This is a genomic window from Micromonospora sp. NPDC049523, assembly GCF_040676775.1.
Lineage (GTDB): Bacteria > Actinomycetota > Actinomycetes > Mycobacteriales > Micromonosporaceae > Micromonospora_G.
In genome coordinates this window covers 36,652-55,569 of sequence record NZ_JBFAPP010000033.1, presented here as the reverse complement: position 1 = coordinate 55,569, position 18,918 = coordinate 36,652, and the positions used below count along the sequence as shown (strand labels likewise).

The 18,918-nt window shown below is 71.2% G+C and carries 15 protein-coding genes and 1 pseudogene; 6 read left to right on the top strand and 10 right to left on the bottom strand.

Features of this window, described 5'->3' with window-relative positions; translation table 11 throughout:
* Positions 1-113: 113 nt before the first annotated feature.
* On the bottom strand, positions 114-1,130 hold the full coding sequence (locus AB0J90_RS33025) for a potassium channel family protein (RefSeq protein WP_363602734.1): 1,017 nt from the start codon (positions 1,128-1,130) through the stop codon (positions 114-116).
* Between the two features lie 301 nt (positions 1,131-1,431).
* Between AB0J90_RS33025 and AB0J90_RS33020 the strand changes: the two genes are divergently transcribed.
* The gene (locus tag AB0J90_RS33020) at positions 1,432-1,968 is read left to right on the top strand and encodes a phospholipase (RefSeq protein WP_363602731.1); all 537 of its coding nucleotides are present in this window, start codon (positions 1,432-1,434) and stop codon (positions 1,966-1,968) included.
* Between the two features lie 87 nt (positions 1,969-2,055).
* On the opposite strand, the gene AB0J90_RS33015 is transcribed toward AB0J90_RS33020, so the two are convergent.
* Both AB0J90_RS33015 and AB0J90_RS33010 read right to left on the bottom strand, forming a co-directional pair.
* The gene (locus tag AB0J90_RS33015; protein WP_363602729.1) at positions 2,056-4,920 is read right to left on the bottom strand and encodes an adenylate/guanylate cyclase domain-containing protein; all 2,865 of its coding nucleotides are present in this window, start codon (positions 4,918-4,920) and stop codon (positions 2,056-2,058) included.
* 228 nt (positions 4,921-5,148) lie between these two features.
* The gene (locus AB0J90_RS33010) at positions 5,149-5,376 is read right to left on the bottom strand and encodes a zinc ribbon domain-containing protein (protein WP_363602727.1); all 228 of its coding nucleotides are present in this window, start codon (positions 5,374-5,376) and stop codon (positions 5,149-5,151) included.
* Positions 5,377-5,432: 56 nt separating this feature from the next.
* On the opposite strand from AB0J90_RS33010, the gene AB0J90_RS33005 reads away from it, so the two are divergent.
* Together AB0J90_RS33005 and AB0J90_RS33000 are read left to right on the top strand one after the other, a co-directional pair.
* Positions 5,433-6,974 (top strand): lytic murein transglycosylase, encoded by a 1,542-nt coding sequence (locus tag AB0J90_RS33005; protein WP_363602724.1) that lies wholly within the window; start codon positions 5,433-5,435, stop codon positions 6,972-6,974.
* 83 nt (positions 6,975-7,057) lie between these two features.
* Positions 7,058-8,092: a GNAT family N-acetyltransferase gene (locus AB0J90_RS33000; protein WP_363602742.1), complete on the top strand. Its 1,035-nt coding sequence runs from the start codon at positions 7,058-7,060 to the stop codon at positions 8,090-8,092.
* Positions 8,093-8,120: 28 nt separating this feature from the next.
* Here AB0J90_RS33000 and hemB read toward each other — a convergent pair whose 3' ends face one another.
* The 5 genes and pseudogenes from hemB to AB0J90_RS32975 form a co-directional block, all read right to left on the bottom strand.
* Positions 8,121-9,104, bottom strand: a complete 984-nt coding sequence (gene hemB, locus AB0J90_RS32995; protein ID WP_363602722.1) for a porphobilinogen synthase — start codon at positions 9,102-9,104, stop codon at positions 8,121-8,123.
* Positions 9,105-9,166: 62 nt separating this feature from the next.
* Positions 9,167-10,747 carry a uroporphyrinogen-III synthase gene (locus AB0J90_RS32990; protein ID WP_326562390.1) on the bottom strand — a complete coding sequence of 527 codons (1,581 nt, stop codon included), beginning with the start codon at positions 10,745-10,747 and terminating at the stop codon, positions 9,167-9,169.
* Positions 10,744-11,709, bottom strand: a complete 966-nt coding sequence (gene hemC, locus AB0J90_RS32985; protein WP_363602719.1) for a hydroxymethylbilane synthase — start codon at positions 11,707-11,709, stop codon at positions 10,744-10,746. The genes AB0J90_RS32990 and hemC overlap by 4 nt, the downstream gene beginning before the upstream one ends.
* Positions 11,706-13,055 carry a glutamyl-tRNA reductase gene (locus AB0J90_RS32980; RefSeq protein ID WP_363602716.1) on the bottom strand — a complete coding sequence of 450 codons (1,350 nt, stop codon included), beginning with the start codon at positions 13,053-13,055 and terminating at the stop codon, positions 11,706-11,708. Before AB0J90_RS32980 ends, hemC begins: the two co-directional genes overlap by 4 nt.
* Before the next feature lie 137 nt (positions 13,056-13,192).
* Positions 13,193-13,885 (bottom strand): annotated as a pseudogene (locus tag AB0J90_RS32975) (redox-sensing transcriptional repressor Rex); the annotation flags it as partial.
* 368 nt (positions 13,886-14,253) lie between these two features.
* On the opposite strand from AB0J90_RS32975, the gene AB0J90_RS32970 reads away from it, so the two are divergent.
* Both AB0J90_RS32970 and AB0J90_RS32965 read left to right on the top strand, forming a co-directional pair.
* Positions 14,254-15,546, top strand: a complete 1,293-nt coding sequence (locus tag AB0J90_RS32970) for a sensor histidine kinase (protein WP_363602714.1) — start codon at positions 14,254-14,256, stop codon at positions 15,544-15,546.
* 146 nt (positions 15,547-15,692) lie between these two features.
* Positions 15,693-16,355 carry a response regulator transcription factor gene (locus AB0J90_RS32965; protein ID WP_363602712.1) on the top strand — a complete coding sequence of 221 codons (663 nt, stop codon included), beginning with the start codon at positions 15,693-15,695 and terminating at the stop codon, positions 16,353-16,355.
* On the opposite strand, the gene AB0J90_RS32960 is transcribed toward AB0J90_RS32965, so the two are convergent.
* Together AB0J90_RS32960 and AB0J90_RS32955 are read right to left on the bottom strand one after the other, a co-directional pair.
* A complete protein-coding gene (locus AB0J90_RS32960; RefSeq protein ID WP_363602710.1) occupies positions 16,326-16,985 on the bottom strand; it encodes an HAD hydrolase-like protein in 660 nt (219 codons plus the stop codon). The two genes, AB0J90_RS32965 and AB0J90_RS32960, sit on opposite strands and share 30 nt — an antisense overlap.
* Before the next feature lie 95 nt (positions 16,986-17,080).
* Positions 17,081-17,332 carry a glutaredoxin family protein gene (locus AB0J90_RS32955; protein WP_363602708.1) on the bottom strand — a complete coding sequence of 84 codons (252 nt, stop codon included), beginning with the start codon at positions 17,330-17,332 and terminating at the stop codon, positions 17,081-17,083.
* Positions 17,333-18,020: 688 nt separating this feature from the next.
* Here AB0J90_RS32955 and AB0J90_RS32950 point away from each other — a divergent pair.
* A complete protein-coding gene (locus tag AB0J90_RS32950; protein ID WP_363602740.1) occupies positions 18,021-18,896 on the top strand; it encodes an ECF subfamily RNA polymerase sigma factor, BldN family in 876 nt (291 codons plus the stop codon).
* Positions 18,897-18,918 lie beyond the last annotated feature (22 nt).

The window sequence follows — 18,918 nt, the reverse complement described above, 5'->3', positions numbered from 1 at the left end:
AGGCCGACGAGGTCACCGACGCCGGTGGCCTCTACGTGCTCGGCACCGAGCGGCACGTGTCCGGGCCGCACGGAAAACCGTGCGGCCCGTCGACGTTGTACGGGCGGGAGCGGTCAGGCCGTCGACGAGGAGGTGGACGTACGGTCGTCGCGTACGTAGACCAGCATGTCCCCGGTCTCGATCCGTACCCCGGCCGGCTCCACCACCGAGACCACCTTGCCGCGCCGGATCAGCGCGATGACCAGCGCCTCGACCTCGCGGGGCGAGGTGCCGACCTCGTGCCGCTCGGCCGAGCGCATGGCCAACGCCATGCCCTGGCCCGGGGTGAGCAGGTCCTCGACCACGTCGATCAGCGGCGGGGCGGAGGTGGAGAGGCCGAGCAGGCGACCGGCCGTGGCCGACGAGACGATCACGTGGTGCGCGCCGCTCTGCTTCAGCAGCGGCGCGTTCTCGGCCTCCCGTACGGCCGCGATGATCCGTACCTGACCGGCGGTGAGCTGCCGTACGGTGAGCGCGACCAGGACCGACGCGTCGTCGCTGTCGGTGGCGATGATCACCGCTTTGGCGTTCTTGACGTGTGCCTCGTTGAGCACCGAGGACCGGGTGGCCGAGCCCTCGATGGCGACCAGTCCGGCCGCGGTGGCCTGCCGCACGGCGGTCGCGCTGCGCTCGACCACGACGATCTTCGACTTGTCGTAGTCGGTTTCCAGCAGGGCACTGATGGCACTGCGGCCCTTGGTGCCGTAACCGCAGATGATGACGTGGTCTTTCACAGTTTTCCTCCACCGCGTCATGCGGAGGTTGGTGCGGTACTGCTCGGTCAGGACTTCCAGCGTCGTGCCGACCAGGATGATCAGGAACAGCACCCGGGCCGGGGTGATGATCAGGACGTTTACCAACCGGGCCGAGGGCGAGGTCGGGGTGATGTCGCCGTAGCCGGTGGTCGAGAGGGTGACCACCGCGTAGTAGGCGGAGTCGAGCAGGGTGAGGTTGTCCTCGTTGACGTCCCGGTAGCCGTCCCGGTCCAGGTAGACCACGAAGACGATGATCAACACCAGGCCGATCGCGGCGAGAAGTCGCAGGCTGAGGGCGCGTAACGGGCCCTGCCGGACGGCGGGGAAATGGATCACAGCGGGCCGGCCCCGGTCGCCACACTCTGCTGCACGCCCACAACATAGCGGGTAGGGGCGGCCGGGACTGCACGGGCGGCCGACTCCGGCGCCGACACCACGCCGGCCGGCGTCGCGGCCGAGCCACGGCACCCACCGCACATTCGCCTGTTTCGACGCATGTCGGCAAATATTCATGCCAGGTCGAGATCGACGTCCGGCGATTAACCGAGACTGGACGGACCCGGTACCCACCGGTAACAAACCCCCGTCCCCCCGATGCCCCCACCAGGGGCGTCACTCGTCCCGGAGGTATCCCCCCATGCCCCGTCGGTTGACCACAATGCTCGCCGCCGCAGCGTTTGCCCTGCTCGGCGTACTCGGCGTCGCCTCGCCCGCAGCCGCGGTGACACCCGCTCAGAAGCTCTCCGTACTGACCAGTTGGACCCAGACCAGCGCCGGCAGCTACGGCAACTGGAACGCCGCCCGGACCAACCGGGCACCGTGGGCCGACTACAACTTCGACTGGTCCACCGACTACTGCTCGTCGAGCCCGGACAACCCCCTCGGCTTCAACTTCGAGCTCTCCTGCTACCGGCACGACTTCGGATACCGCAACTTCAAGGCGATCGGCCAGTTCCCGGCCAACAAGTCCCGGCTGGACAGCGCCTTCTACGAGGACCTGAAGCGCTCCTGCGCCACGTACAACTCGGTCGTACGCCCGGCCTGCATCAGCCTGGCGTGGACGTACTACCAGGCGGTCAAGGTCTTCGGCAAGGTCGCCGTGAGCCAGGCCGACCTGGACCGGGCGGCCAAGATGAAGTCCGACGCCGAGCGCAGTGCCGGGCTCGTCCACTGAGGTTCGTCCCCGGCTCGTCCACCGAGAAGGTTCACCGGTCGGCCGGGCTCACCCTGTGAGCCCGGCCGGGCGGGGCGGACCGGTCCGTCAGGAACCGGGATGCTCACGGCGGTCGAGGGCTTCGCGCGCCGGGTCGGTCTGCACCGACCCGCGCCCTGCCCTCGACCGCTGGGCCGCCTGCTCGACGCCGGAGAACCGGATCGATCCGGCAGCCAGGTCGGGGTGGTCGACCGCGAGCGCCACCGCTGCCGCCTCCTCCAGCGTCAACTCGGCCCCCTCCGCGTAGGCCGCGTCGAACGCCACGTCGCCCAGCACCCCGCGCAGGCCGGCCTGCTCCTCCAGCCAATACTGGCCGAACATGCCGGCCGTGCTGCGCATCGCGGACCGGGTCGCCTGGGCCGCGCCGAACAGGCGGGCGGCGGTGATCGGGTCACCGCCCCACGCGCAGCGCACCGCGATCGCGTTGATGGTGTCGCAGGCGCGTCCGTGGAATCCGTGCCCCATCCGGGACCGGAGCGCGACCACCAGGTGGTCGTGCGCGGCGACCAGGTCACCCCGGGACAGCGCCACCATGCCGAGCAGCATGTCGACCGACCGCCGGGCCCGCTCGGTCGGGCGGGCCGCCTCCACCGGCCGGGCGGCACCGAGCAACTCGGCCGCCTCGTCCAACGCGCAGCGTCGCCAGAGCAGTTCGGCCAGGCTGTAGACGGCGAACAACGCGTCACCGGAGACGTCGTTCTGGTGCGCCCAGGCGATCACCTCGCGGCAGACCCGCTCGGCCTCGACGAGTTGTCCCATGTCGATCAGTGGCGCTGCCCTGCCGGCCAACACCCGGGCCTGGAGGCCGGCGTCACCGGCCTGCCGGGCGGCCGACTCGGCGCGTTGCGAGAAGCGCAGTTCCTCGGCGAACTCGCCGTCCGCCCCGGCGTGCAACGAGTGCATGTGGTACGCCGCAGCCAGCTCCGCCTCGGGAATCCGCTCGCCGGTCTCGGCGATCCGACCGTAGAGTCGGAACAGCCAGAGCCGTCCCTCCCGGGCCAGGCCACGCTCGCGCCACCACTGGTCGAGCCCACCGGCCAGGCGCAGTCCCTCGCGGGCACTGCCGCCGGTCGCGGTCCAGCGCAGCGCGGCCCGCATCTCGTCGGCGAGCGGGTCGAGCGCGTACAGCGAGAGGGTGACCGGGCGGTCGTCCGGCCCGAGGTACGCCCGCTCCAGCGCGTGCAGCGACCAGGCGACGTGCCGGTCCCGGGCGCTCTGCTCCTCACCCGCGTCGACCAGCCGGCGAGCCGCGTACGCGCGGATCGGGTCGAGCATCCGGTAGGTGCTGCCGGAGACGTTCGGCTCGACCTGGATCATCGACTTGTCCGCCAGCACCGACAGCGGGTCGAGCGGGTCGTCGTCCAGCAACCACTCCACGGTGGCCAGGTCGACCGGGCCGGAGAAGACCGCGAGCCAGCGCAGCAGCCGCGCGGCGCGGGGCCCGAGCGTGCGGTACGACCAGGTGACGGTCGCCTGCATGGTGACGTGTCGCTGGGTCGCCGAACGTTGGGCGGCCCGGGCGGCGGCCACCGGGGCCACGTCCAGGGCAGCGGCGGCCAGGTCGACGGTGTCGTGCTGGTTGGCGATCCACCGGGGCGCGGGCTCGCTCGGCTGCTCCGGCTCGTCCCGCCCGGCGTCCAGCGCGCCGAGCACGTCGTCGAGTCGGCCGGCGAGCTGGCTGGCCGAGAGCACCCGCAGCCGGGCGGCGGCCAGCTCGATCGCCAGCGGGAGCCCGTCCAACCGGGCCACCACCCGTTCCAGGTCGGCGGACTCGGCGGGGGTGGAGCGCCGGCCGCCGCGGGCGGCCACGGTGCGGTCCAGCAGCAACGCGATCGCGTCGCTGGGACCGCCGCCCGGTCCCGGTTCCACCGAGAGCGGCGGGATCCGCCACACCACCTCACCCGGCAGGCCCAGCGACTCGCGGCTGGTCACCAGCACGCGTACGCCGCTGCCGCCGGTGAGCAGCCGGGCGATGACCTCGGCGCAGGCGGCCGGCTGGGCGTCACAGGTGTCGAGCAGGAGCAGCATGCGTCGCGATGCGGCGTACTCGACCAGGGTCTCCGACATCGGCCGACCGGGTTCGGGCCGCAGGCCGAGCACTGCGGCGATGGCAAAGGCCACCAGGCCCGGATCGGTCACCGCGGCGATGTCGACGAACCAGATCCCGTCCGGGTACGTCTCCACGTCGGCCCCGGCCACCTCGACCGCGAGCCGGGTCTTGCCCGCACCACCCGCACCGACGACGGTGACCAGCCGGTGTTCGTTGACCAGCCGGTCCAGCTCGGTACGTTCCGCACGGCGGCCGACGAACGAGGTGACCTGGGTCGGCAGGTTGTGCGGTACGGCGTCCGCGGTGCGCGGTCGGGGGAACTGGCGCTCCAGGCCCGGGGCGACCAACTGGAAGAGGCGTTCCCGGTCGTCGAAGCCGCGCAGCCGGTGCAGTCCCAGGTCGAGCAGGGAGGCGCCGGGCGGCAGCGGTGCCGCGTGCCGAGCGGTGGCGCCGGAGCAGAGCACCTGCCCGCCGTGCGCCGCCGCGGCGATCCGGGCCGCGCGGTGCACCTCGGCGCTGGCGTACTCACCGGCGAGCGGCTCGGCGTGTCCGGTGTGCAGTCCCATCCGTACCCGCGGGGTGGCCTCGGGGGTGGGCCATTCGTGGCTGGCCAGCGCGCGTTGTGCGGTCAGGCAGGCGTCGAGCGCGGCGGCCGCGTCGGCGAACGCGATGAAGAACGAGTCGCCCTCGGTGAACAGCTCCGTGCCGTCGCTCGCGGCCAGCGTGGAGCGGAGCAGCCGTCGATGCTCACTGAGCACCGGGCGATAGCCCGAACCGAGCATCTGGGCCAACCGGGTTGAGCCCTCGATGTCGGTGAACATGAAAGTCACCAGCCCACTCGGCAGGTGGATCCGTACCGACATGCGTGGAACCTCCGCCCCCTGGAAGTCGCGTTCATGCTGCCGCACTTCGACGTCACAGCGCATCGTAGGAACGGACGGGGCATGACCGCCCCAAGGTGCCAACCCGCTACGTGACCATGGAAGAACGACTAAATCTCTGCTCCCTGAGCAATTTAGACGTTCACGGCACATCGGGCATTATGCACAGTTACCGCAGGGCCGTGGAGCGGGCGAGCAGCGGACGACCGCTCAGCAACCGCACGCGCCGCCACAGCAGCCGCCGCCACCGGACGGACCAGCCCCCGTCGAGCCACCCGTCGCCGAACCGCCGCGACCGGTCACCGACACCGCGGAGAGCAGCTTCACCGTGTCGTCGTGGCCCTGCGGGCAGGCCGCGGGCGCGGACGCCTCGGCCATCGGTCGATTCATCTCGAACGTGTCACCGCAGGCGCGGCAGCGGAACTCATACCGGGGCATGGCAACAGGGTACGACCGCACCTGACGATTTTCCCCGGATGGGTAATACTCGACGCGTGGCGGACGGGGAAGAACAGGTGACGGACAGCGCGGACAGTTCGGCGGTCCGGCCGCTGCGACCGGCCGTACCACTGCTCGACGGACCGCTCGCGAGTTCGGGAGCGGCGCCGGATCCGGTCCGCCCGGCAGCCACCGCCGCGAAGCCGGCCGATGCCGCCACTCCCGCTGCGGAGCCGGCAGTCGGCGAAGCCGACGCTCGGTCGCCGAAAGGCACCGTTGCGACCCCGGCGGTCGACGCCGGACGGACCGACGCGGAGCAGGCCGCGCCCGAGCCGGCCGACCCGAAGGCCGCCTCCCCGACCGCGGTTGACCCCGCCGCCCCGGAGGCCGAGACCCCACCGGTCGATTCCTTGGCCGCCGACGCCGACCCGGCCGACCCGAAGGCCGCCACCGCACCGCGCGACGCCGCACCGGACGGCGGAAAGCCGGCCGCCAGCGAGAGCGCCGACCCGAAGGCCGATGACAGCGCCGACCCGAAGGCCACCGAGGCCGGGGCGGCCGACGGTGAGCCGGGGACGAAGACCGCGACCGAGTCGGGCACGAGCACACCGAGCCCGGACGGTGCGACCGGCGGCGACGCCACCCCGGCGGGCGCGACCGGCCGCCGTCGACGGATCCGGGTGCCGTTCGCGCACGCCGTACGCCGCTTCCCACCGCCCCGCCAGATCCCCGCCGCGACCACCCGTGCGGTCCGGACCTGGTCCACCGGCGGCAGCGGACGGCTCGTCCTGCCCGCGCTGTTCATCCTGGCGCTGATCGCGGCAGCCGGGCTGGCCGGCGGGGTGCTGATCCCGGCGACCTCGCACGTGCCGCCGTCGCGTGCCGGCGGCGCCAGTGGCCCCAACCCCGACCTCAGCGCACCGGCCATCGGGCCGGACGGCTCGCTCGCACCCACCGACGGCGCCGGCCTGCCGGTCAGCCCGCAGCCGACCAACGGCCTGCCCGGCGCGCTGCCGCCGACCGCCCGACCGGCGGAGGTCCTCACCAGTTGGGCCCAGCAGGCCTCCGCCCGGACCGGGGTGGCCCCGATGGCGATGCAGGCGTACGGCTACGCCGAACTCGTACTCGCGCAGACCAAGCCGGCCTGCAAGCTCACCTGGACCACATTGGCCGCCATCGGCTATGTCGAGTCGAGACACGGGACCGCGAACGGCGCACAGCTCGACGCGAACGGAGCGTCCACACCGAAGATCATCGGTGAGCCGTTGGACGGCCAGGGAAACCGAATGCGGATCGTGGACACCGATCGCGGCCTGCTGGACGGCGATGTCACGTACGACCGGGCGGTCGGCCCGATGCAGTTCATCCCCACCACGTGGCAGGAAAGCGGCGTCGACGCCGACAACGACGGGGTGAAGAACCCGCAGGACCTGGATGACGCAGCCCTCGCAGCCGGTAACTATCTGTGCAAGGGAACCCGAAATCTCACCGTGCCCGAGGACTGGTGGAACGCCATCCTCTCCTACAACAACCTGCAGGTTTACGCTCAGGACGTGTTCAACAAGGCCAACGAGTACGGTGCCAACAGCCGGGCGTAGTCTAGACGTAGCGTAATGGTCCACGTACATTGAAGAATTGGCCACTTTCGCCAGACTGCGGTTAGCGGCAAGCTGTACTCGTGATGGTGCGCGAGTGGGATCCCCGGACCGCGTCGTCCGCCGAGATCGAGTCGTTGCTGGACACTGTCAACGCGGCCTTCGCGGCGGACCTTCCGGCAGATCCTCAATGGCGGAACAGCTCACTTCGGGAGTATCTCGCCGAGGTGATGCCGGGCGAACGGCGGATTTCCTGGATCGCACAGGAAGAACCGGCCGCCGACGGCACGGCCGGCAGGATCATGGGTCACATTCACGTCCTGCTGCTCGGCGACATCGGTGTGATCGACGTACTCGTGCACCCGGACGCGCGGCGGCGGGGGCTGGGACGGGAACTGCTGGCCAAGGCCGCCCGGCGGACGTACCAGGAGGGCTTCTCCTCGCTCGGGGTCGAGGTCATCGGGGACACCCCGGCGATCCACTTCTTCGAGGCGCTCGGCTTTGCCCGGGAGTACGTCGAGACCCGCAGCGTGCTGCCCCTGTCCACGGTGGACTGGGTGACGCTGGAGGAGATGGCGCGGGGCATCGGCAGCGGCTACCGGCTGGAGTTCTACCCGGGCGGACCGCCGGACGACATGCTCGTCGCGTACGCGCGGGCCAAGGCCGAGATCCGCGACATCGACGACGGCGACCTGGACCTGCGGCCGAGTTCCTACGACCCGCAACGGCTGAAGGACAGCCTGAGCTGCCTGCACCGTCGGGGCATGAAGCCGTACATCGTGCTCGCCGTGCACGAGAGCAGCGGCGAGGTGGCCGGCCTGACCGAGGTGGTGGTGCCGGCCCAGCATCCGACTCGGGCCGACCAGTACGACACGATCGTGGTCCAGGACCACCGCGGTTACGGCATCGACCGGGCGATCAAGGCCCGGATGCTGTTCGAGCTGCGTACGGCCGAGCCCGACCTGGCCGAGGTGCAGACCTGGAACGCGCAGGCCAACGAGCCGATGATCAAAGTCAACGCGGAGCTGGGTTTCCGGGCCGAACGGGACTGGTGTGAGTACGGCGTGAACGTGGCCGAACTGGTGCACCGGCTGGACGCCTCCGGGGTCGGCACGCCGTAGCGCCGGCCCCCGGCCGGTCCGCGCAGGATCAGTAGCTCTCGCGCAGCATCTTGGCCGCCTCGACGGCCCAGTAGGTGAGGATGACCTGTGCCCCGGCCCGGCGGATCGAGGTGAGCGACTCCATGATCGCCCGCTCCCGGTCGATCCAACCGTTCGCCGCGGCGGCCTCGACCATCGCGTACTCGCCGGAGACCTGGTAGGCGGCGACCGGCACGTCCACCGAGTCGCGGACCGCGGCCAGCACGTCGAGGTAGGGCCCCGCCGGCTTCACCATCACCAGATCGGCGCCCTCGGCGATGTCGAGCTGCACCTCGCGCAGGGACTCCCGCAGGTTCGCCGGGTCCTGCTGGTAGCTCTTCCGGTCGCCCTGCAGCGCGGACTCGACCGCGTCCCGGAACGGGCCGAAGAACGCCGAGGCGTACTTCACCGCGTACGCCAGGACCGAGGTGTCCTGGTAGCCGGCCGCGTCGAGGGCCCGGCGGACCACGCCGACCTGGCCGTCCATCATCCCGGACGGCCCGACCATCTGGGCGCCGGATGCCGCCTGCACCACGGCCATCTCGGCGTACGAGGCCAGCGTCGCGTCGTTGTCGACGCTGCCGTCCGGGGCGAGCAGGCCGCAGTGCCCGTGCGAGGTGAACTCGTCCAGGCACAGGTCGCTCATCAGCACCGTGCTGTCACCCAGCTCGGCGGAGAGGTCCCGCAGCGCCACGTTGAGAATGCCGTCCGGGTCGGTCCCACCGGAGCCCCGCTCGTCGCGGGTGGCCGGCACCCCGAACAGCATGATGCCGCCGACCCCGGCCCGGACCGCCTCGACCGCCGCCTTGCGCAGCGAGTCGCGGGAGTGTTGCAGCACTCCCGGCAGGGTCGCGATCGGCCGGGGTTCGGCCAGGCCTTCCTTGACGAACATCGGCAGCACCAGCTCGGCCGGCGCCACCCGGGTCTCGCTCACCAGCCGGCGGATCGCCGGGGTACGCCGCAACCGTCGCGGCCGGATGTCGGGGTACGACATGAGCCCTCCTGTACGACCGGTCGGCGCGACCCGACTGGTCGCCCCGACCGTTCCTCGGTTGGTCAGCGGAACCGCAACGCGGTCGGCCCCTGCACCTTCGAGCCACGGCGTTGCTTCGCCGGCATCGCCGCCAGCTTCTCGCGCAGTTCGACGGCGTACGAGGCGAGTGCCTCGACGAGGTCGGGCACCGAGGCGTTGGTCGGCTGGGCATCAACCCGCAGGCCAAACTCGGTCGCCGTCTCGGCCGTCTTCGGTCCGATCACTGCGACCACCGTACGAGGGTGCGGCTTGCCCGCGATACCCACTAAATTGCGCACTGTCGATGAGGACGTGAACAGGACCGCGTCGAAGCCGCCGGACTTGATCGCGTCCCGGATCTCGGCCGGCGGCGGGGCCGCCCGGACGGTCCGGTAGGCGGTCACGTCGTCGACCTCCCAGCCCCGCTCGGTCAGCCCGGCGGCGAGGGTCTCGGTCGCGATGTCGGCGCGCGGCAGCAGCACCCGGCCGACCGGGTCGAGGATCTCGTCGTGCGGGGAGAACTCGGCCAGCAGGCCCTCCGAGGACTGGTCCCCGGCCGGCACCAGCTCGGGCTGGATGCCGAACGCGCGGACCGCGTCGGCGGTGGCCTCGCCGATACAGGCGATCTTGACGCCACCGAAGTGGCGGGCGTCCAGGCCGTGCTCGGCGAACTTCTCCCAGACCGCGCGTACGGCGTTGACCGAGGTGAAGATCACCCAGGCGTACCTGCCGTCGACCAGGCCCTTGACCGCCCGCTCCATCTGAGCGGGGGTACGGGGCGGCTCGACCGCGATCGTCGGCACCTCGCACGGGATGGCCCCGTACGCGCGCAGCCGGGCGCTCATCACGCCGGCCTGCTCCTTGGTCCGCGGCACCAGCACCTTCCAGCCGTACAGCGGGCGGTTCTCCCACCAGCTCAGCTTGTCCCGCTGGCTGACCCCGGCACCCAGGGTGAGTACGACCCGGCCGGTGAAACCGAGCGCGGCGGCGACGAAGCTGTCCACGGTCGAGGTGGTGGTGTACTGCGTCTCGCCGGTGCCGTCGCCGGTCACCCCGACCGGGGTGGCGCCGTCGACGCCGACCGCGAGCAGGCCGTCGCGGACCGCGGCGAGGTCACCGGCGTCCACGGCGAGCGCGAGCGAACCACGGTTGACCGCGGCGGCGAGCGCCTCGAAGTCCAGCGCGGTGACGTCGTCGACGTCGGCGGCGGTGCGTACGCCCGGCAGCGGAACCCCGGCGTAGCTGGCCACGCCCTCGGCCTGGCCGATGCCCGGGACCACCTCGAAGTGCACCGCGGTACGGACGACCGCCTGCACCTCCTTGACCACCGAGTCGTGGCCGAACGGGTCACCGGCGACGAGGTGCACCGCCGACAGCCCGGAACGGGCCGCGGAGATCAGTACCTTGGCGACATCGCCGGGGGCGCCCTCGGCCGGGCTGAACTGGGCGTCCTCCTTGGCCTCGGCGCGCAGGACATCGAGCAGCGACTCGGGAACGCCCCGGTCGAAGATGACCTGGTCCGCCTCGACCAGCGCGTCGTGCGCCCGGCGGGTCAGCAGGCCGGGGTCGCCGGGGCCTGCCCCGACGAACGCGATGTGGCCTGCGGGCTTACGGGTGCGGATCATGGCTGTGCTCCAAAATGCTGGGTCCTCGCGCCGGGGTGCGAAGGCGTACCGAGGATCGAGTCGGCGCCGCGGTCGAGGAGTTCGGCGGCGAGCGCCTTACCGATCTCCTCGGCGTCGGCGGGCGTACCGGTGCGGGACAGCCGGAGGTCACGGGCCCCGTCCGGACTGATCACCGCCCCGCGCAGGTAGATCTCATCGCCGTCGTCGCCCTCGGCGAGTTCCGCGAATGCGGCGACCGGTGCGCTACAGCCGGCCTCCAGGGTGGCCAGCAACGCCCGTTCCGCGGTGATCGCGGCCCGGGTCGGCGCGTGGTCGAGCAGGGCGAGCAGTTCGATCAGGTCCTGGTCGTCGCCGCGGCACTCGACCGCGAGGGCACCCTGGGCGGGTGCGGGCAACATCAGCATCGGATCGAGCGTCTCGGTGATCTCGGCGGTACGGCCGAGCCGGGTCAGTCCGGCACGGGCGAGCACCACCGCGTCAAGGTCCGCGTCCGGGCCGAGCACACGCTTGACGCGGGTGTCGACGTTGCCGCGGATCGGGGTGATCTCGAACTGGAGTCCGAGCGCGTGCAGTTGGGCGATCCGGCGCAGCGCGCCGGTGCCGATGGTCGCGCCGGGCGGCAACTCGGCCAGGGTGCGACCGTCCCGGGCGACGAGCGCGTCGCGCGGGTCCTCGCGCTCGGGTACGGCCGCGATGTACAGGCCCTCCTCGGGCGCGGTGGGCAGGTCCTTGTACGAGTGCACGGCGAAGTCGATCTCCCGCGCGAGCAGCGCGTCGCGCAGTGCCGAGACGAAGACGCCGACGCCGAGCCGCTGCACCGGGGCGGAGGAACGGTCACCGGCGGTGACCACCTCGACCAGTTCGACCTCCCGGCCGGTGGCGGCCCGGACCGCGTCGGCGACCATGCCGGACTGGGCCATGGCCAGGGCGCTGCCCCGGGTACCCAGGCGTAGAGCGGTCATCGGTCACCTCCGGGAGCTGGCAGCGACACCCGGGAAGCGATGTCGGGGACGGTGTCGACCGGCGCGGTGTTCGGCACCTCGAGGTCGAAGAGTTCGCGCAGCAGCGCGGTGTACTGGTCGCCGCCGGGCTCGGCGGCGAGCTGGCGGACCCGCACGGTCGGCGAGTGCAGCAGCCGCTGCACCACCCGGTGCACGGTGTGCGCCACGTCGGCCCGCTGGTCGTCGGTGAGGTCGGGGCGACGCTGGGCGAGCCGGCGCAGCTCGGCGGTGACCACCTCGTCGGCGCGGGCGCGCAGGGCGGCCACGGTCGGCACCACCTCGGCGCCGCGCAGCCAGGTGAGGAAGGCGGCCACCTCGCTGGTGACGATGTCGGCGACCGCGGCGGCGTCGGCGGCGACGGGTCCGTCGGCGAGGTCGGCCGCGAGCCGGTCGATGTCCACCACGAGTACGCCGGGCAGCTCGGCCACGGCCGCGTCGACATCGCGGGGTACGGCGAGGTCGAGCAGGACCAGCGGGGTGGACGACCCGTTCGCGGCCCGTCGGGCCAGCGCGGCGCCGACCGTCTCGCGGGTGAGCACCGGCTCGATCGCCGCGGTGGCGGTGACTACGATGTCCACAGTGGACAGGGCTACGGTAAGATCATCGAAGGGTACGGCGGTCGCGCCGTACGCCTCGGCCAGCCGCGACGCCCGGTCCGCGCCCCGGTTGGTGACCGCGATCGACCCGAGCCCGATCCGGGTCAGCGTCGCCACGGCCAGGGCACCCATCGCACCCGCGCCGATCACCAGCGCCGGCCGGCCGGACAACGACCCGTCGAACCGGTTGGCGGCGATCTCCAACGCGGCGGTGACCACGCTCTGGCCCGCCTGGTCGATGCCGGTCTCGGCATGGGCCCGCTTGCCGACCCGCAGCGCCTGCTGCATCAACTCGTGCAGCTGCCGGCCGGTCGCGTCCGCCTCGGTCGCCACGTGGTAGGCGTCCCGGAGCTGGCCCAGGATCTGCGCCTCGCCGACGACCATCGAGTCCAGCCCGGTGGCCACCCGGAACACGTGCTCGACCGCGGCCTCGTCGTAGTGCACGTAGAGGTGGTTGGCCAGGTCCGCGGGCGAGCAGCCCGCCTCGGTGGCGAGCACCTCGCAGACGTCGCCGAGACCGCCGTGGAAACCGGAGACCGCGGCGTAGATCTCGACCCGGTTGCAGGTCGAGACCACCACGGCCTCGCCGATGTAGGTCTGGGCGAGCAGCCGGTCGAGGATCCGGGGCAGGTCGGCCGTGGAGACCGAGAGCCGCTCCAGCGTGGCGACCGGGGCGGTGCGGTAGGACGCGCCGACGACGAGCAGGTTCACGAGCCGACCACCTCCGTACGGGTCGAGCGGGGACGGCCCGGCGGGGCGGGTTCCTTGGTGCCGGTGCCGGTGGCGCTGGCGGTGACGTCCTCGGTGCCGGTGGCGGCGAGATCTGGATCGGTCTCGGCCCGGCCACCGGGCAACGCGGTCAACGATGCCTTGCGATGTTCGTGGAAGGAAAGGATCTGCAACTCGATCGCGAGGTCGACCTTGCGCACGTCCACCCCCTCCGGCACCCCGAGCACACAGGGCGCGAAGTTGAGGATGCTGGTCACACCGGCGGCCACCAGCAGGTCGGCGACGCGCTGCGCGGCGGAGGCGGGGGTGGCGATCACCCCGATCGCGATCGCCTCTTCGGCCGCGGTCAGCGGCAGGTCGTCGATGTGCCGGACGGTCAGCCCGTTGATCTCCTCACCCACCCGGGCCGGGTCCGCGTCGAAGAGGGCGGCGATCCGGAAACCGCGGCTGGCGAAGCCGGCGTAACCGGCCAGCGCGTGACCGAGATTACCCACGCCGACCAGCGCGACCGCGCGCCGCTGGGTGAGGCCGAGCACGTACTCGATCTGGTCGATCAGGAGGGCGACGTCGTAACCGACCCCCCGCGTGCCGTACGAGCCGAGGTGCGAGAGATCCTTACGGAGCTTCGCCGAGTTCACCCCGGCGGCGGCTGCCAGCCCCTCGCTGGAGACGGTGTCGTCACCGGCTTCGGCGAGATTGTGCAGTGCACGCAGGTATTCGGGGAGCCGGGCGACCGTCGCCTCAGGGAGATCCGGAAGCGCTGGAACGGCACCGGCGCGCCCGGACGCGCCTGCGGGGCGGTGCTGACTCATGTGACTCCGTGCGGTGCGATCCTCGACCAGCCGGAGTGGCGGGCCATTACAGGGCTCCCGCTTGCGACCGCTGTGACCGGCTGTGCTAGCAGGGCTCGTCGGAGTAACAGAGTAGGCGCTTGTGAAGACGTGCACAAATCGCGATCTTGAAGCCCCGCGACACGGCTTCACCAGGAACTCCATTCACAAGATCGGCTTCAGGGCGGTTCGGTTCCGCCATATCGATTATTGCTCAATTCCGACTATTCTCGCCAACTCGACCAGCTAACGTGGGTCTGCGAGGACCGGCGCAGGTGAGGCCAGCCCTACCGGAAATAGGCAGGCCGACGGGATATGGACCGGTCGCCCGGTTGCCTAGCGTGGAGGACATGACCACCGTCACCGCCAACGCCGAACCGGCCCCGTCCACGATTCTGCGCCAACTCGGCGTCGACTCGGTGTACGTGTTGCTCGGGTTCCCACTCGCGCTGGCCAGTTTCATCGTATTGATCATCGGCCTGGCCCTGGGCGTGGGCCTGATGGTGACGGTGATCGGACTCCCGATCCTCGCCGGCACGCTCTACCTCGCCCGTGCCTGGGCCGACCTCGAACGGCGACGCCTGCCCGCCGTACTGCACCAGCCCCGGATCCGGCCCCAGTACCGCAGCCCCGAACCCGAGGCCAACGCCTGGCGGCGGATCTTCGTACCGATCGCCGACGGCCAGTCCTGGCTCGACCTGGCGCACGGCTGCGTCAAACTGATCGTCGCCGCGGCCACCTTCGTCGTCACCGTCGCATGGTGGGCCGGTGCCGTCGGCGGCTCCCTCTACTGGGCGTACGACTGGACCCTGCCGCAGGGCGACGGCAACGAGGGTCTGAACGAGCTGCTCGGCCTCGGCGACTCGGCCGGCGCCCGGATCGGGCTGAACAGCGCCTTCGGTGTCTTCTTCCTGATCACCCTCCCGATCGTGGTCCGCGGCTGCGCACTGCTCCAGGCAAGCTTCGGCCGGGCCCTGCTCACCGGGGTCGCCGAGATGCGCAACCGGATCACCGTGCTGGAGGAACAGAAGCGGGCCGCGGTCTCCGCCGAGGCCAGCGCCCTGCGCCGGCTCGAACGCGATATCCACGACGGCCCCCAGCAACGCCTGGTCCGGCTCGCCATGGACATCAGCCGTGCCCAGCACCAACTCGCCACCGACCCGGAGGCGGCCCGGCGCACCCTCGACGAGGCGCTGACCCAGACCCGGGACACCCTCGCCGAACTGCGGGCGCTCTCCCGTGGCATCGCGCCACCGATCCTGGTCGACCGCGGCCTGCCCAGCGCGCTCGCCGCGCTGGCCGGTCGGGGGCTGATCCCGGTCGAGCTCACCGTCGACCCGCAACTCGGTACGCCCACCGGCCGGCTCGACCCGGCGGTCGAGAACGCCGCCTACTTCGTGGTGGCCGAAGCCCTGACCAACGTCGCCAAGCACAGCCGGGCCACCGAGTGCTGGCTCACCGTCACCCGCGCCGACCGCCAGTTGCACATAGCGGTGATCGACGACGGCGAGGGCGGTGCCCACCTCTCCAAGGGTCACGGGCTGGCCGGCATCGCCGACCGCGTACGCGCCACCGGCGGCACCCTGACCGTGATCAGCCCGACCGGCGGCCCGACCGAGATCCGCGCCGAGCTCCCGTGCTGAGCCTCCCCGCCGAGCTTGCGCCGCAGGCCCCCGTACCGAGCCTCCCCGCCGAGGCCGCACCGCAAGCCCTCGTGCCGAGCGAAACCACCATCACGATCAGAGCCGGTGAAGCCGTGACGGACGACAACGTGGTAGACAACCGAGCCATGCGTGTAGTGATCGCCGACGACGCGTTCCTGCTCCGAGAGGGGCTGGCCCGACTGCTGACCGAGCACGGCCACGAGGTGGTCGCCGCGGTCGGGGACGGCACCGCCCTGGTCGAGGCGGTGGTTGCCCACCTGCCCGACGTGTCGATCGTCGACGTACGGATGCCGCCGAGTCACACCGACGAAGGTCTCCGCGCGGCGGTGGAAGCCCGGCGGCTGGTCCCCCGCGCCCCGATCCTGGTCCTCTCCCAGTACGTCGAGGTCTCGTACGCCGACGACCTGCTCGCCACGGTCAACCCCGGACCCGGTGCCGGCGGCGGGATCGGCTACCTGCTCAAGGACCGGGTGGCCGCGATCGACGAGTTCCTCGACGCGCTGCGCCGGGTCGCCGCCGGTGGCACCGTGCTGGATCCGGAGGTGGTCGGCCAGCTGCTGGTCCGCCGTCGCCGCGACGACCCGCTGCGCGAGTTGACCCCGCGGGAGCGCGAGGTGCTCGGCCTGATGGCCGAGGGCCGTTCCAACACCGCCATCGCCCGCGCCCTGGTGGTCAGCGACGGCGCGGTCGAAAAGCACGTCCGAAACATCTTCACCAAGCTCCGCCTACCCCCCGACGAGGAACAACACCGCCGAGTCCTAGCCGTCCTCGCCTACCTTCGCGGCTAGGTGGACCGCTTCGGTGAGGGTGTCGGCTACCGGGCGGCCGGAGGCGCGTAGGCGGGCGGGGTCGGTGAAGCCTCCGGTGTAGAGCACGCTTCTGGCGCCGACCGAGTCGGCGGCGTCGGCGTCGTCGATGGAGTCGCCGATGAGCACCACCGACGAGCCGTCGATGCCGAGTTCGTCCAGGTGACGTGCGAGATGGTCGGCCTTGTGGTCGCCGCCGACGGTGCCCCGCAGGCCGTCGATCCGGTCGAACATCGCGGTCAGGCCGTACGTCTCGACGGCGGGGACCAGTTCCTCGTGGAACCACATGGACAGCAGCGACTGGGTGCCGGTCCAGGACCGCATCGCAGTCGTGGCATCGTCGGCCAGCGCACAGGTGGTCAACCCGGTCCGGTACGCGTCATGGAAGATCTTGTCGAGCGAGCCGAACGCGTCGGTATCCACCGCCCGGCCCAGCACGTCGGCGTAGTACTCGGAGATCGGGCGGCGGAACCCGAGCCGGTGCTCCTCGGCCGTGACCACCGGTCCACCGACGCTGGCGAACACGACGTTCGTCGAGGCGACAACCAGACTGAGGTCGTTGAGCAGCGTTCCGTTCCAGTCCCAAACCAGGTGCCTACGAGCCGATCCCATCGCAGCACAATAACTCGGCCGCGACGCACCCATGGTGCCGAGCCCGCGGGGCCCCCGGTGCCGAGCCCGCCCCCGATCCGGGGACGGAGGGCGGGCTAGGAGGGCTGGGTAAGCGCGCGCAGGAGGCGGGGCTCTTCCACCCGCCAGTAACCGTGTTCCTTGCCGTCGAGCAGGATCACCGGCACGCGGTCGCCGTACTCGCGTTCGAGTTCCAGGTCGGTGGTGATGTCGACCTCGGCCCAACGGTCGCCGGTGCTGGCCACCACCCGGTCGACCGCCTCCTTGGCCACCTCGCACAAATGACACCCGGGGCGGGTGATCAGGGTCAGTCTCGGCTCGCTCGCCATGGCGTTCTCCCAGGTCCGGCGCGGATCCCAGCAGTCTGGCACAGGACCGGCCGGACCGCTCCCGCGCATCGATGACCGACTGCCTCTCGACTTCCCCGGTGGGTCACGGTACCGTCCACGAGACCGTGTCCCCGCGTGGAAATATCACGAACGGGACCGACCGTCACCGTTAGCACTTATGCCGGCGGCACGCCAAACCGTGCCGCTTCTCGGCGTGTTGCGGTGTTTTTGCAGCTCACGGGCCGGATGAGCCGACTGTCGAGGATCCGACAACGCACAATTCGTCCGCCCCAGTTGGGCGAATCTGGGAAATACTTTGGCTCTGTGTAACGGACTCGCCACGCGTGGGTGACGTTGGCCCTATCATCACTCGGGTCGGCTCACCCCTTTTGCTGTGAGTCGACACCCCTCAGCCCGAGGAGGCCGCCGTGCCTGTAACTGCACTGCACCAGCACCTCATGGATGCGTGCCGCCAACCGGGGCAGTCTGCCCTCGGTCTGGTGGATCGTGCCGGTCCAGGCCTGGTTCGCGGCATCGTCGCCGCGAGATCGTGGCGACCGGCCCCGCTGGCGTACCGGCTCGGGGAGGGCCTGTGAGCACTTACGGATACGCGGACGCAGCTCGTCGCCGCGAAGTTCAATCCGCCCGCGCAGCCCTGAACCAGGGCCTCACCATGCTGCGGATCTCCATGGACGACATGCTGAGCCTGGCCGTACGCGGCGAAGGCAGTCCCAAACGGGTCCGGAACCGACCGCATCCGAACGAGACGCCGTCGCGGCACACCCCGCCAGGCAGCAACGCGCGCCCGATCAGCGGTCGGGTGACCAGCCCGACCCGGCCACCGATGCCCGCCCAACCCGGCCCCGGACAGACGGGGCCTCGGCCGGACGCACCGGAGACCGAGACCGCCATCCTGCCGGTCGTCCCCGCCGTCGACCCGGCCCCGGCACCAGCGGGCCCACCACCGACCGGCTACCCGGACCGCCCGGATCCGTCGGATCCGGCCACCGAGGTGTGGAAGCTGATCGAGCGGGCCCAGCAGGGCGAGTCCGAGGCGTTCGGTCTGATCTACGACCGGTACGTGGACACCGTCTTCCGGTTCGTCTACTTCCGGGTCGGCAACCGGCAGCTCGCCGAGGACCTGACCTCGGACACCTTCCTGCGTGCGCTCAAACGCATCGGCAGCTTCACCTGGCAGGGGCGCGATCTCGGCGCCTGGCTGGTGACGATCGCCCGGAACCTGGTCGCCGACCATTTCAAGTCCGGCCGGTACCGACTCGAAGTTACTACGGGTGATGTGTTAGATGCGGATCGTGAGGATCGGGGTCCGGAAGGGAGCCCGGAGGCCGCGGTCGTCGAGCACATCACCAACATGGCGCTGCTCGGCGCGGTGAAACAACTCAACCCCGAGCAGCAGGAATGCATCGTGCTCCGGTTCCTACAGGGCTTCTCCGTAGCCGAGACGGCGCAGACGATGGGCAAGAACGAGGGCGCGATCAAGGCCCTCCAGTACCGCGCCGTACGGGCCCTGGCCCGGCTGCTCCCGGACGGGTTCCAACCGTGAGTCCGGTGAATCCGGGATACTC

What these genes read in the sequence shown, in the direction of transcription:
- AB0J90_RS33015 (WP_363602729.1), bottom strand. Translation starts at nt 4,920, where the DNA reads ATGTCGGTACGGATCCACCTGCCGAGTGGGCTGGTGACTTTCATGTTC.
- AB0J90_RS32950 (WP_363602740.1), top strand. Translation starts at nt 18,021, where the DNA reads ATGGACGACATGCTGAGCCTGGCCGTACGCGGCGAAGGCAGTCCCAAA.
- hemC (WP_363602719.1), bottom strand. Translation starts at nt 11,709, where the DNA reads ATGACCGCTCTACGCCTGGGTACCCGGGGCAGCGCCCTGGCCATGGCC.
- AB0J90_RS32990 (WP_326562390.1), bottom strand. Translation starts at nt 10,747, where the DNA reads ATGATCCGCACCCGTAAGCCCGCAGGCCACATCGCGTTCGTCGGGGCA.
- hemB (WP_363602722.1), bottom strand. Translation starts at nt 9,104, where the DNA reads ATGTCGTACCCCGACATCCGGCCGCGACGGTTGCGGCGTACCCCGGCG.
- AB0J90_RS32955 (WP_363602708.1), bottom strand. Translation starts at nt 17,332, where the DNA reads ATGGCGAGCGAGCCGAGACTGACCCTGATCACCCGCCCCGGGTGTCAT.
- AB0J90_RS33010 (WP_363602727.1), bottom strand. Translation starts at nt 5,376, where the DNA reads ATGCCCCGGTATGAGTTCCGCTGCCGCGCCTGCGGTGACACGTTCGAG.
- AB0J90_RS33000 (WP_363602742.1), top strand. Translation starts at nt 7,058, where the DNA reads ATGGTGCGCGAGTGGGATCCCCGGACCGCGTCGTCCGCCGAGATCGAG.
- AB0J90_RS32960 (WP_363602710.1), bottom strand. Translation starts at nt 16,985, where the DNA reads ATGGGATCGGCTCGTAGGCACCTGGTTTGGGACTGGAACGGAACGCTG.
- AB0J90_RS32970 (WP_363602714.1), top strand. Translation starts at nt 14,254, where the DNA reads ATGACCACCGTCACCGCCAACGCCGAACCGGCCCCGTCCACGATTCTG.
- AB0J90_RS33020 (WP_363602731.1), top strand. Translation starts at nt 1,432, where the DNA reads ATGCCCCGTCGGTTGACCACAATGCTCGCCGCCGCAGCGTTTGCCCTG.
- AB0J90_RS32965 (WP_363602712.1), top strand. Translation starts at nt 15,693, where the DNA reads ATGCGTGTAGTGATCGCCGACGACGCGTTCCTGCTCCGAGAGGGGCTG.